We start from the raw sequence: 11,568 nt of genomic DNA on the forward strand, positions 1-11,568 counted from the left end.
TCACACTCGTCGGAGTAGCCCGACGACCCGGATGAGGAAGGCCGTCGACCAGCCGATCATGATGATGCCGTTTATCCCCTCGATGGCGGAGACGAGCCGCCACTCCTGGGCCATCACCTCGTCATCGTAGCCGATCGCGCCGTAGGTGATGGTCGAGAAATAGACCGCGTCGCGAAGCTCCCCGATGGCGCCGATCACGAGGTAGAGAAAGCCGTAGATCCAGATCTCCACCCCGTGGAGCCCGATGAGGGCGAGGATCGCGAACAGTAGAAGTCCGAGTCCCCAAAGCGAGTCGGGGTGCATGTGGCCGGCTCCTTCCTGCCGCGTCTCGAGACGCAGCAGCCGCGCGAGCAGGATCAGTCCGGCGCCGTGGATGAGCACGGTCACCGTCACCATCAAGGTTGCCAGGGCGAGCTCGCGGATCATGGGGGACAGTCATCGCGCGCCGGCGCGTGAGTTCATTACGTAGCTGTCCGTATGGCCCCGCCTGGGCCCGACGTAGCCTTGATGGACCAGGGAAGGAGGCGAGGATGAAGGTAGTTTTCCCAGGGATCGCGTGATCGATATGTCCTAATCGATCTTCTCTAAAGGCTGCACCAAGCCCCGGATTCAATCGTCCGCGGTCCCGGCCGCCGGCGAGCCGTTGCCGCATTCCACCGACGCAGAGGCATGGCACGTCCGAATTCTACCGCGCGCGAGCCGCCATCACGCGCCCGCTGATCGAGCGCCACGATTTCAACCTGGTCGTGGTGGAGGCCGACTGGCCCGAACGCTCCCTACGGAAAAGCCTCGAAGCGGGGGTTGAACAATCACAGCCTAGGCCTTAGCTGCGCGTTCCACTGTATTAGCACGTTGGAACAAGCTATGCCCGACTCACCTTCGCTGACGCCGACGAAAGACCTGGATCGGCTGACAGACGACCTGTGCGCGGCGCTGTTGACTCCGGGAAGCGTGGACGAGATGCGGCGCCTGCTGGTCGACCTGTGCACGCCCGCGGAGATCCGAACTCTCGCCGAGCGGTGGCAAGTGGCCCGCCTGCTCGACGGGGACGAACTTTCCTACCGAGAAATCCAGGAGGCGACGGGAGTCAGCACGACGACTGTCGTGCGAGTGGCGCGCTTTCTGAAGCAGGAGCCGCATCGGGGGTACCGGCGAGCGCTGGATGCGCTGGAGGCCGGCGATGCTCGCTGATTCCGCGCGCCTGCACATCGCCATTCAGAAGTCGGGCAGGCTGTCCGAGCTTAGCCGCGCCTTGCTGCGCGACGCCGGTCTCAGAATCCAAAACGGCAAGAACGAGCTTGCGGCACGAGTGGAGAATTATCCGGCCGACCTGATGTTCGTCCGCGACGACGACATCCCGACGTTCGTCGCGGACGGCGTGTGCGAGCTTGGCGTCGTGGGCGGCAATGTGCTTCGCGAGTTCGAGCTAGGAGAAGCCGATCCTCGCTGTGAAATTGTCGCAGAGCTCGGCTTTGGCCGCTGCACGCTGAAGCTCGCCGCTCCCGAGAACACCCCTTGGGAAGGCGTCGCATCTCTCGAGGGCGCACGGATTGCGACCTCCTACCCGCGGATTCTCCAGCGGTTCCTGGAGGAGGGACAAATCAAGGCGACCGTGGTCAAGATGAACGGCGCCGTGGAGCTCGCGCCGCGGCTCCAAATCGCGCCCTTCATCTGCGACCTCGTATCCACGGGAGCAACCCTCGAGGCGAACGGCCTGCGTCCGGTGGAGACGGTGTTCGAGAGCGAAGCCGTGCTCGTGCGTAGCCGCAAGCCGGTCTCCCAGGCGAGAGAGGAGCAGGTGGCCGGGCTTCTCAGCCGCATCGACGGCGTGCTCGCCACGAAGGAGGCCAAGTACATCATGTTGAACGCGCCTGAGGAGGCGCTGTCGGCGATCAGCGCGCTTCTGCCGGGCGCCGAGGCGCCGACGATCCTGCCGCTCCACCAGCGGCCGGGCCATTTCGCCGTCCACGCGGTCTGCCAGGAGTCCGTTTTCTGGGAGACCCTCCAGAAGCTGAAGGCCACCGGCGCGTCGGCGATCCTCGTCCTCCCCATCGAAAAGATGATGCTGTGAAGATTCTCGACTGGAACAGGCTCGACGCGATCGGGCGAAGGGAGGCGCTTTCCCGGCCGGCGCAGCGCGGCGACCCCGCCCTGCAGCAGGCGGTGCGCGCCATCGTCGAGCGGGTGCGCGGCGGCGGCTGGGACGCCCTCGTTGCCGAGGCCCAGCGGCTGGACGGCGCTCCGCCGCGGCTCGAGCCGGTCGCTCCGGCGGCGGCCGAGGCGCGCAGGCTGCTGGAGCGGGAGCAGGTGGAGGCGATCCAACTTGCCGCGCGCAACATCGCCCTGTTCCACGAGCGCAGCCGCCCCGCCGACATCGCGGTCGAGACGCTTCCGGGCCTCACGGTCCGCAAGGTGTGGCGGGCGATCGACCGTGTCGGCCTCTATGTGCCCGGCGGAAAGACGCCGCTCTTCTCGTCGCTGCTGATGCTGGCCCTGCCGGCGCGTGCGGCAGGAGTCGGCGATCTTGTCACGGTGACCCCGCCGCGGCGGCAGGGCGGGCTCGACCCGGCGGTGGCGGTGGCGGCGGAGCTTTGCGGGATCGAGACGATCTGGACCGTCGGAGGCGCCCAGGCGATCGCAGCGCTGGCCTTCGGCGCCGGCGCGATTCCTGCGGTCGCCAAGATCTGCGGACCCGGCAACGCCTGGGTTGCCGAGGCCAAGAGTTACATCGCATCGCTGCCCGGCGGCCCGGCCATCGATCTTCCCGCCGGCCCCAGCGAGTTGTTCGTGATCGCCGACCGCAGCGCCGACCCGGCGACGGTCGCCGCCGACCTGCTCAGCCAGGCCGAGCACGACGCCGCGGCCCAGGTCCTGCTCGCGACGGATTCCGAGGAGATGGCGGACGAGGTTCTGGCCGAGGTCCGCGCGCAGGCGGCGTTGCTGCCGAGGCGCGAGGCCGTGAACGGCGCGCTCGCCAATGCCCGGATCATCCTTACTGCAGGCATCGGCCATGCCGTGGAGATCGCCAACAGCTACGCGCCCGAGCATCTGTCGCTTGCCGTGGACAATGCCGACGCCCTCGTTGCGCGCATCCACAACGCCGGCGCGGTCTTTGCCGGGCGCAGCGCGGCGGAGACGATCGGCGACTATCTCGCCGGCTCGAGCCATGTGCTCCCGACCGACGGAGCGGCGCGGGCGTGGAGCGGCGTATCCGTCCACACATTCCTCAGGTCGATGACCGTTCAGACGCTGACCGCTAAGGCCGCGGATCGCGTGGCGGGGCCGGCGGCGCTGCTGGCTCGGCTCGAGGGCCTCGAGGCGCACGCCCGAGCCGCCGAGGCGCGCCGGGAAAGGACGGCCGCATGAGCGCGCTCGCCCTGCGCCTCGCGCGCCCCGAAGTGCTCGCTCTGCCGCCGTTCGACATCGGTGTTCGTGCCGTCGCGGGCCTGGCGGACGTCATCAGCCTCGACGCCAACGAGAACCCGTTCCAGCCGCTCGGCTCGTCGGGGCTCGACGTGGGCATCAACCGCTATCCCGAGCCGCAGCCGTCGCGCCTCCTTCAGGTCATGGCTGGCCTCTACGGGGTGGCTCCGGGCGAGCTGGTCGTGACCCGCGGGGCCGACGACGCGATCGACCTGCTCGTCCGCGCCTTCTGCCGTGCCGGCGAGGATTGCGTGCTGGTCGCGACCCCGACCTTCTCGGCCTACGCCCACTTCGCCCGGCTCCAGGGCGCCCGCGTCGCCGAGACGAAGCTCACACCGGACTTCGATCTCGATCCCGCCGCCTTCATCGCTGCTGCGCGGGCGGAGGCTGGGCTGAAGCTCGCCTTCATCTGCTCGCCGAACAACCCGACCGGGAACCCGGTGCCGACGCGCCAAGTGCTGGAGATCGCCGACGCCCTGTCCGACACGATCGTCGTTCTCGACGAGGCCTATATCGAGTTCTCGGAGCTGGAGAGCCTCGCCGCCGAGGCGGCGAAGCGGCCGAACCTGGTGGTGCTCCGCACGCTCTCCAAGGCGTACGGCCTCGCCGGCGCCCGGATCGGCTCGGCCATCGCCAATGCCGGGCTGATCGGGGTGCTTCGGCGGGCGCTTCCGCCTTACCCGTTGCCGACCTTGTCGATCGAAGCCGCGCTCACGGCGCTGGCGCCGGCGCGGCGCACGGTTCACGAGGAGCGGATCGAGCGGATCAAGGCGGAGCGGTCGCGCGTCGCCGAGCGCATCGCGGCGTCGCCGCTGGTGCGCAAGGTGCGCAGCGGCGGCGGCAATTTCCTATTCCTCGAGGTGGAGGATGCGCCGGCTCTGGCGCGGCGGCTCGATCAGCGCGGGATCCGCGTCCGCTTCCGCGAGAATGCCGCGCGTGGCGGCGTCCGCGTCACCATCGGCACAAGCGAGGAGAATGACGCGGCGCTGTCGGCGTTTGGACTCGACATAGAGGCTCGTCCGTCCCGCCGTGCGGAAATCGCCCGCGACACCAGCGAGACGCGCATCGCGGTCGCCCTTGACCTCGACCGGCCAGGTCCGCGGCGGATCGGCACCGGCATCGCCTTTTACGACCACATGCTCGACCAGGTCGCCGCCCATGGCGGCTTCTCGCTGATCCTGTCGTGCGACGGCGACGTCGAGGTCGACGGCCACCACAGCATCGAGGATTGCGCCATCGCTTTCGGCACGGCCTTGGCGCGCGCGCTCGGCGAGCGCCGCGGCATCGGCCGGTTCGGCTTCGCTCTGCCGATGGACGAGGCCGAGGCCCAGGTGCTGGTCGATCTCTCCGGCCGGCCGTCCAGCGTCTTCGAAGGGTCGTTCGCGGCCAGCCATATCGGCGCCTATCCGACCGAGATGACCGCCCACGTCTTCCGTTCGCTGGCCGACAGCCTCGGCGCGTCGATCCATGTCCGGGTCTCGGGCGAGAACGACCACCACAAGACCGAGGCGTGCTTCAAGGCCTTGGGCCGATCGCTGCGCCAGGCGATCCGGCTCGAAGGCGATTCCGTGCCCAGCACGAAGGGCATGTTGTGACGCTCACGATCGTCGATCTGGGGTGCGGAAATCTGGGGTCGGTCGCAATCGCGCTTGAGCGGTTCGGCGTGGCGCCCCTGATCACCGCCGACGCGGAGCGGATCGCCGCCGCCGAGCGCGTCGTTCTGCCCGGCGTCGGAGCGGCGGGCTTCGCGATGGAGAGGATCGAGGCGCTCAGCCTCAGCGAGACTCTGCGATCGCTGCGCCAGCCGGTGCTCGGAATCTGCCTCGGCATGCAATTGCTGTTCGAGGAGAGCGAGGAAGCGGCCGGCCCCTGCCTCGGCATCATCCCCGGCCGCGTGCGCAGGCTCGATCCCGCTCCGGAGCGGCCGGTGCCGCACATGGGCTGGAGCCGGCTCGCCGTCTCCGACCCTCGGATCGGCCTCAGCGACGGCGACTATGTCTATTTCGCCCACAGCTTCGCCTGCGACACGGGCACGGCAACCCGAGCCTTCGCCGATTACGGCCGCGAGATACCCGCCATCGTCGTTCAGGAGAATGTCTGGGGGGCGCAATTCCACCCGGAGCGCTCGGGCGAAGCCGGCGCGCGGTTCCTCCAGGCCTGGCTGGACTCATGATCCTCTATCCCGCCATGGATCTGATGGGCGGCCGCGTCGTGCGCCTTCGGCAGGGTCGGTTCGACGATGCGACGGCCTATGCCGCCGATCCCGCCGAAGCCTTGGCCGAGTTCGCGGCGGCCGGTGCCGAATGGGCGCATGTCGTCGACCTCGACGGCGCGCGGGCCGGGGAACCGGTCCAGCACGATTTGATCGCCCGCCTGGCCGGCACCGCGAAGCTGAAGCTTCAGGTCGGCGGGGGCTTCCGCACCCGCGATCAGGTCGCGCGCATGCTCGACTTCGGGGTTGCGCGCGTGGTGATCGGCAGCCTCACGGTGAAGCAGCCCAACCTGGTCCGCGCCTTCTTCGAGGAGTTTGGGGCGGAACGGATCACCTTGTCGCTCGACGTCCGGATCGAGGGCGGCATGCCTCTGGTCGTAGCTTCGGGCTGGACCGAGAAATCGGCGCTCTCCTTGTGGGAGGCGGCTGCGCTCTACCCCGAGGCGCGCCACATCCTTCTCACTGACGTCGGCCGCGACGGCATGCTCGCCGGGCCCAATTTCGCCTTGCTCGAGGAAGCGGTGAAGCGCCTGCCGGCCGCGCAGATCCAGGCCTCGGGCGGGGTCTCCTCGCTGGACGATCTGCGCAGGCTCGGCACGGCCGGTACGATCGTCGGCAAGGCGATCTGGGACGGCCGCTTCACCCTCGCGGAGGCGCTCGATGCCTGCGCGTAGGATCATCCCCTGTCTCGACGTGAAGGATGGGCGTGTCGTCAAAGGTGTGCAGTTCCGCGACCACCGCGACGCCGGCGACATCATCGAGCAGGCGCTGCGCTACCGCGACGAAGGCGCGGACGAGCTCGTCTTCTACGATATCGGCGCAAGCCCGGAGGGGCGCAGCCTCGATCTCGGCTGGGTCCGGCGCATCGCCCGCGTGATCGACATTCCCTTCACCGTCGCCGGCGGAATCCGCAGCCGCGACCGCGCCGCCGCCTGCCTTGATGCCGGCGCCGACAAGATCTCGATCAACTCGCCGGCGCTGGAACGGCCCGCTCTGATCGGGGAGATCGCCCGCGATTTCGGCAGCCAGTGCGTGGTGGTCGGCGTCGACAGCCTCGCCGTCGAAGGCGATTATGTGGTCAAGCAATATACCGGCTCGCCCGAGGCGACGCGCGATGCCGGCCGCCGCACCCTCGACTGGGTCCGCGAAGCGACCGAGCGCGGGGCCGGGGAGATCGTCCTCAACTGCATGCGGCAGGACGGCGTCCGCACCGGCTACGACCTCGCCCACACGCGCGACGTCGTCGACGCGGTCGACGTGCCCGTCATCGCCTCGGGCGGAGCGGGGTCGCCCGAGCATTTCCGCGATGCCTTTGCCGAGGCCGGCGTTAGCGGCGCGCTCGCCGCCAGCGTGTTCCACGACCGGCTCATCGCCATTCCCGACCTCAAGGAGTTCCTCGCGACATGCGGGATCGAGATGCGCCGCTGACGGCCCAAGACATCGACACTTTGGCCTGGGACAAGATGGACAATCTCATCCCGGCGACGATCCAGGACCGCGTCTCCGGCCGGGTGCTGATGCTCGGTTACATGAACCGCGAAGCGCTCACGGCGACCTTGGCTACCGGTCTAGGCACCTTCTGGAGCCGATCGAAGCAGCGTCTGTGGATCAAGGGCGAGACGAGCGGCAACGTCCTGCGCGTCGCCGCCGTCCATGCCGATTGCGACGGCGACGCTATCCTCGTCCTTGCGGACCCGGCGGGGCCGACCTGCCATCTCGGCACGATGGCCTGCTTCGGCGATGCCGCAAGTTCAGGGCCCGGCTGGCTGGCCGAGCTCTCGCGCATCGTCGCCGACCGTGCCTCCACCGGCAGCGGAGACAGCTACACCCGCCGGCTTCTCGCCCAGGGACCGCCGCGGATCGCTCAGAAGATCGGCGAGGAGGGGGTCGAAGTCGCGCTGGCCGGCGCTGGCTCCACAACCGAACATTGCGCGGAGGAAGTCGCCGATCTCCTGTACCATGTGGCGGTGTTGATGGAGGCGCGAGGCTTCGGCTGGAGCGAGGTGATTGCGGTCCTTCGATCACGGCATGCTGTGGCAGGAGAGAAGGTTGACTGAGCTTTCGGTCTTCACGGCCTTTGCGGAAGAGCTTGCTGATGCCGCCCGCGCCGAAGCCTTGCGCTGGAGCGAGGCCGACTGGGCGGTCGAGAACAAGGGCGGCGGGGGGGCGTTCGATCCTGTCACCAATGCCGATCGGGCCGTCGAGCGGGTCGTCCGTGATCTCATCGAGGAGCGATGGCCAGATCACGGCATCGAGGGCGAGGAGCTCGACGCGAAGGACGGCTCCTCTCGCTATCGATGGAGCCTTGATCCGATCGACGGCACCCGCTCGTTCATCTGCGGGCTTCCGAGCTGGACCGTGCTGATCGCTCTGCTCGACGAAGGGCGGCCCGTCGTCGGCGTGATCGACGCGCCTCGCCTCGGCGAAAGATTCGTCGGACATGGGGACGTCGCGGAGTTCGTCGCGGCATCGGGGCGCAGCGGCTTGCTCACCAGTCAATGCAGAGCATTGGACGAGGCGCGACTCTCAACGACCGATCCATATCTCTTCTCGCCGGAAGATCGGATTGGATTCGAGCGGGTCAGGGAGCGGGCGCGACTGACGCGTTATGGCCTTGATGGTTACGCCTATGGCCGGCTTGCAGCGGGCGACCTAGACTTGGTCGTCGAGAGCGGGCTTGCGCCCCATGACATGAATGCGCTGCTGCCCGTGGTGACGGCGGCCGGCGGAAAGGTGAGCAATTGGCTCGGCGGAACCGATTTTTCGCAGGGGAAATTGGTTGCGGCGGCCTCCGCGGAGCTGCTGGACCAGGCGGTGAGCCTTCTGAGCCTCTCGCGCTGAGCCTTTGCCAAGACTAGAAGAGGACCGTGCGTGTGGGGGATTTGAGCGTGGGCGATAATGACGCGTTCGAGACGCTTCTGGCATCGATCCATCACACTCCGATCGCGACCGTGGTCACCGACCCGCGCAGGCCGGACAACCCTATCGTCGCAGTCAATGACGCCTTTTCTCGCCTGACCGGCTATTCGGAGGCGGAGATCGTCGGGCGCAATTGTCGCTTCCTCGCGGGGCCGGACACTGATCCCCGAGCACGAGGCGAGCTGGCGCAAGCCGTTGCCGCGGGGCTGCCCGCGCTGGTCGAGCTTACCAATTACCGCAAGGGCGGCGTGCCATTTCGCAATGCGGTGATGATCGCGCCGGTGCGCGACCAGGCCGGGGCGCTCGCCTATTTCATCGGATCCCAGATGGATGTCGGCGCTGGAGCCGATCTGGCGAGCAATCGTGCGAGGGAAGCGAGGGCGTTGGTATCCTCGCTCACCTCGCGTCAGCGCGAAGTGCTGGAGTTTCTCGTCAGCGGGCTGCGCAACAAGCAGATCGCCGGACTGCTCGGAATCGACGAGAAGACGGTGAAGATGCACCGCGCCCGGCTTCTCGACAGGTTGAACGCGCCGACGTCTGCCGACGCGATCCGGATCGGGGTCGAGGCAGGCCTTCAGCTCAACGATCCCGAGTGACGGCGTAGCGGGCGATCGTCTCCAGCTGAGCCGCGCGCCGGTCAAAGGCGTGAAGGTGCGCGATCGCCTGCTCAACCAACAGATCGGCCTGCTGCCGCGCGCGCTCTTCTCCAAGCAGCGTCACGAAGGTCGCCTTGCCGCGCGCCTCATCCTTGCCAACCCGCTTGCCAACGACCGCTTCGTCTCCCCGATGGTCGAGAAGGTCGTCGGCAATCTGAAAGGCCAGCCCCAGGCACTGGCCATAGCCGCGGAGGCTCAGGCGGTGGTCGGAGGGGGCTTCGCCGAGAATGGCGCCGGCGTCGACGCACCAGTTGATGAGCGCGCCGGTCTTGAGGCGCTGGAGGCGGGTGATTCCGTCGAGGTCGAGCTCGATGCCCTCGGCGACGAGGTCGATCATCTGGCCGCCGGCCATGCCGGATGCGCCGGACGCGCGGGCGAGCTCGACCGTCAGGTGCGCCCTGACCTCAGCGGACGGATGAGTGGCCGGATCGGCGAGGATTTCGAAGGCGAGAGCGAGCAGAGCGTCGCCGGCAAGCACCGCCGTCGCCTCGTCGAACGCGCAGTGGACGGTCGGCCGGCCGCGGCGCAGATCGTCGTCGTCCATGCAGGGAAGGTCGTCATGGATCAGCGAGTGGACATGGACGCACTCGACCGCCAGCCCCGCCCACAGCGAGTAGCTCTCCGGAACGCCGAACAGGTTTGCCGAGGCGATCGTGAGCAGTGGACGCAGGCGCTTCCCGCCGAGCGCGGCATAGCGCATCGCCTCGAACAGCCGCGCGCTCTGGTCCTCGGGCTCGGACAGAAGCGCGGTGAACATCGCGTCGATATCGGCGCGGATGCGATCGGTCGACGCGGGCAGACTCGGTGCCGGACCGCGGCTGCTCATCCGATGGCGACCCGCTTGAACTCGGCCGTCTCCTCGACTGTTCCGACATCCTGGACGCGCAGCCGGTAGCGGCCGGCGAGCGCCTCGATGACTCCGGTGACGCTGGATTCCGGGGTCGACGCGGCGGCGGTGACGCCAACCGCGCCGGCCCGCGGCAGCCGGGACCAGTCGAGCAGGGATGCGTCTGGGACCAGCTGAACGGATTCGCACCTCAGCGCCGCGACCTCTGCGAGGCGGCGGGCATTGGAGGAGAAGGTCTCGCCGACGACGATTACGGCCGCGGCGCGACCGGCGATGAGCCGTACCGCGTGCTGGCGGTTGGTCGTCGCGTAGCAGATGTCGCTGGTCGGCGGCTCAACCAGGTCGGTGAAGCGCGCGCGAAGGACGTCGACGATCTCTTCCGCCTCCTCCACGGAATAGGTGGTCTGGACCGCCACCGCAGCCGGGGACGCAGAGTCGAGGGTCAGTGCCGCCGCCTCGCTGGCCGATTTCACCACGAGGGTGCTGCCGGGAGGGAGGCGCCCCGTCGTGCCTTCGACTTCCGGGTGGCCTTCGTGGCCGACGAGAATGATGTGGCGACCGTCACGATGGAAACGCTCGACCTGGCGATGCACCTTGGCGACCAGCGGGCATACCGCGTCATAGGCGCGAAGGCCGCGGAACCTGGCTTCGTCATGAATCGCCTGCGCAACGCCGTGTGCCGACAGGACGACCACGGCTCCGGACGGCACTTGCGCCAGCTCCTCGACGAAGATCGCGCCCTCGGCCTCGAGCTCCCGCACCACCGCGAGGTTGTGAACGATCGGGCGGCGGACGTAGACCGGCGGTCCGTGCGCGGCCAGCGCATCGCGAACGGCGTCGATCGCACGGCGCACTCCAGCGCAAAAGCCGCGCGGATTGGCGAGCAACAGCTCGATCTCCGGGCGGAAGTCGTCAGCGCCCGCTGCGCTGGCTGAGGCCATGGTGGACGAGAGATCGGACATCGTAACCCTGCATCGCACCCCCGGCTTCCGGTGGTACGCGCTAGGGTTGGCCGAATCCACATGGCCTAAAGCATGTATTGCATACGGACCGACAAGCGGGTGAAGCCCGGTGCGATGCCGATCCGCACATCCCGAAAGCGCGGCGCTCCAAAGCGTATGCGCGGATTTCGAGAGAAACCGAAGCCCTCGCGCGGGATCCGGAGCATGGTGTCGAGCTCCCGGTTCCGGTTCTCGTCGTGGAAGACCGACAGGGCATATTCCCCGGGCGCGGCATTCATGGTCACGCGCGTCGTCGACGCCGGCACCGTTCGCTTGATCGCCGCCGGATCGTCACGGCAGTTCGGGAAATGACGCGGGTGGCGGGTCAGGCAGAGATGAACGTCGCCGCGCCCGTTTCGAAGGCCCTCGATCGCGACCTCGACCTGGCTCATGCCCTGAGCGCCGGTCAGAAGCAGAAGCGGCGTCGCCGCGGCGATCTTGAAAAGGTTCATGGCGCGGGACCGTACGCGCGTCGCCGCGCCGTCGCCATACGTGCTTTCGGCGAGGTGG

At 68.2% G+C, this 11,568-nt stretch carries 14 protein-coding genes; 10 read left to right on the forward strand and 4 right to left on the reverse strand.

Annotated elements, in window-relative coordinates; translation table 11 throughout:
* The gene (locus tag G7B71_RS03715) at nt 1–426 is read right to left on the reverse strand and encodes an ion channel (RefSeq protein ID WP_166037991.1); all 426 of its coding nucleotides are present in this window, start codon (nt 424–426) and stop codon (nt 1–3) included.
* A 438-nt stretch (nt 427–864) separates the two neighbouring features.
* Here G7B71_RS03715 and G7B71_RS03725 point away from each other — a divergent pair, with 438 nt between their 5' ends.
* Genes G7B71_RS03725 through G7B71_RS03770 form a run of 10 tightly spaced genes read left to right on the forward strand, consistent with a single transcriptional unit; the run spans nt 865 to nt 9,150 of the window.
* A complete protein-coding gene (locus tag G7B71_RS03725) occupies nt 865–1,191 on the forward strand; it encodes a YerC/YecD family TrpR-related protein (protein WP_166037994.1) in 327 nt (108 codons plus the stop codon).
* A complete protein-coding gene (gene hisG / locus G7B71_RS03730; RefSeq protein ID WP_166037997.1) occupies nt 1,181–2,071 on the forward strand; it encodes an ATP phosphoribosyltransferase in 891 nt (296 codons plus the stop codon). The genes G7B71_RS03725 and hisG overlap by 11 nt, the downstream gene beginning before the upstream one ends.
* Nucleotides 2,068–3,366: a histidinol dehydrogenase gene (gene hisD / locus G7B71_RS03735; RefSeq protein ID WP_166037999.1), complete on the forward strand. Its 1,299-nt coding sequence runs from the start codon at nt 2,068–2,070 to the stop codon at nt 3,364–3,366. Before hisG ends, hisD begins: the two co-directional genes overlap by 4 nt.
* Nucleotides 3,363–5,018 carry a histidinol-phosphate transaminase gene (gene hisC, locus G7B71_RS03740; RefSeq protein ID WP_166038001.1) on the forward strand — a complete coding sequence of 552 codons (1,656 nt, stop codon included), beginning with the start codon at nt 3,363–3,365 and terminating at the stop codon, nt 5,016–5,018. Before hisD ends, hisC begins: the two co-directional genes overlap by 4 nt.
* Nucleotides 5,015–5,596 (forward strand): imidazole glycerol phosphate synthase subunit HisH, encoded by a 582-nt coding sequence (gene hisH, locus G7B71_RS03745; protein ID WP_166038003.1) that lies wholly within the window; start codon nt 5,015–5,017, stop codon nt 5,594–5,596. Before hisC ends, hisH begins: the two co-directional genes overlap by 4 nt.
* A complete protein-coding gene (locus G7B71_RS03750; protein WP_166038005.1) occupies nt 5,593–6,309 on the forward strand; it encodes a 1-(5-phosphoribosyl)-5-[(5-phosphoribosylamino)methylideneamino] imidazole-4-carboxamide isomerase in 717 nt (238 codons plus the stop codon). Before hisH ends, G7B71_RS03750 begins: the two co-directional genes overlap by 4 nt.
* Nucleotides 6,296–7,063 carry an imidazole glycerol phosphate synthase subunit HisF gene (gene hisF / locus G7B71_RS03755; RefSeq protein WP_166038007.1) on the forward strand — a complete coding sequence of 256 codons (768 nt, stop codon included), beginning with the start codon at nt 6,296–6,298 and terminating at the stop codon, nt 7,061–7,063. Before G7B71_RS03750 ends, hisF begins: the two co-directional genes overlap by 14 nt.
* Nucleotides 7,039–7,692 (forward strand): bifunctional phosphoribosyl-AMP cyclohydrolase/phosphoribosyl-ATP diphosphatase HisIE, encoded by a 654-nt coding sequence (gene hisIE / locus G7B71_RS03760; protein WP_166038010.1) that lies wholly within the window; start codon nt 7,039–7,041, stop codon nt 7,690–7,692. Before hisF ends, hisIE begins: the two co-directional genes overlap by 25 nt.
* A complete protein-coding gene (locus G7B71_RS03765) occupies nt 7,685–8,476 on the forward strand; it encodes an inositol monophosphatase family protein (protein ID WP_207774703.1) in 792 nt (263 codons plus the stop codon). The genes hisIE and G7B71_RS03765 overlap by 8 nt, the downstream gene beginning before the upstream one ends.
* Before the next feature lie 47 nt (nt 8,477–8,523).
* Nucleotides 8,524–9,150 carry a PAS domain-containing protein gene (locus G7B71_RS03770; protein ID WP_207774704.1) on the forward strand — a complete coding sequence of 209 codons (627 nt, stop codon included), beginning with the start codon at nt 8,524–8,526 and terminating at the stop codon, nt 9,148–9,150.
* On the opposite strand, the gene G7B71_RS03775 is transcribed toward G7B71_RS03770, so the two are convergent.
* The 3 genes from G7B71_RS03775 to G7B71_RS03785 form a co-directional block, all read right to left on the reverse strand.
* Complete coding sequence (locus G7B71_RS03775) at nt 9,134–10,036, reverse strand: farnesyl diphosphate synthase (RefSeq protein WP_166038012.1); 903 nt, start codon at nt 10,034–10,036, stop codon at nt 9,134–9,136. The two genes, G7B71_RS03770 and G7B71_RS03775, sit on opposite strands and share 17 nt — an antisense overlap.
* Entirely contained in the window at nt 10,033–11,019 is a 987-nt protein-coding gene (ispH, locus tag G7B71_RS03780; RefSeq protein ID WP_166038014.1) for a 4-hydroxy-3-methylbut-2-enyl diphosphate reductase, read from the reverse strand. Before ispH ends, G7B71_RS03775 begins: the two co-directional genes overlap by 4 nt.
* Nucleotides 11,020–11,084: 65 nt before the next feature.
* Nucleotides 11,085–11,510, reverse strand: coding sequence for a DUF2141 domain-containing protein (locus G7B71_RS03785; RefSeq protein WP_166038016.1), 426 nt, complete (start codon nt 11,508–11,510; stop codon nt 11,085–11,087).
* Nucleotides 11,511–11,568 lie beyond the last annotated feature (58 nt).

This window comes from Sphingosinicella sp. YJ22 (assembly GCF_011320075.1).
Taxonomy (GTDB): domain Bacteria; phylum Pseudomonadota; class Alphaproteobacteria; order Sphingomonadales; family Sphingomonadaceae; genus Allosphingosinicella.

Excerpts from the sequence above, each read along its gene's own strand:
- hisIE (WP_166038010.1), top strand. The coding sequence starts at position 7,039 with ATGCGGGATCGAGATGCGCCGCTGACGGCCCAAGACATCGACACTTTG.
- ispH (WP_166038014.1), bottom strand. The coding sequence starts at position 11,019 with ATGTCCGATCTCTCGTCCACCATGGCCTCAGCCAGCGCAGCGGGCGCT.
- G7B71_RS03785 (WP_166038016.1), bottom strand. The coding sequence starts at position 11,510 with ATGAACCTTTTCAAGATCGCCGCGGCGACGCCGCTTCTGCTTCTGACC.
- hisF (WP_166038007.1), top strand. The coding sequence starts at position 6,296 with ATGCCTGCGCGTAGGATCATCCCCTGTCTCGACGTGAAGGATGGGCGT.
- G7B71_RS03715 (WP_166037991.1), bottom strand. The coding sequence starts at position 426 with ATGATCCGCGAGCTCGCCCTGGCAACCTTGATGGTGACGGTGACCGTG.
- G7B71_RS03750 (WP_166038005.1), top strand. The coding sequence starts at position 5,593 with ATGATCCTCTATCCCGCCATGGATCTGATGGGCGGCCGCGTCGTGCGC.
- hisG (WP_166037997.1), top strand. The coding sequence starts at position 1,181 with ATGCTCGCTGATTCCGCGCGCCTGCACATCGCCATTCAGAAGTCGGGC.
- G7B71_RS03725 (WP_166037994.1), top strand. The coding sequence starts at position 865 with ATGCCCGACTCACCTTCGCTGACGCCGACGAAAGACCTGGATCGGCTG.
- hisC (WP_166038001.1), top strand. The coding sequence starts at position 3,363 with ATGAGCGCGCTCGCCCTGCGCCTCGCGCGCCCCGAAGTGCTCGCTCTG.
- G7B71_RS03775 (WP_166038012.1), bottom strand. The coding sequence starts at position 10,036 with ATGAGCAGCCGCGGTCCGGCACCGAGTCTGCCCGCGTCGACCGATCGC.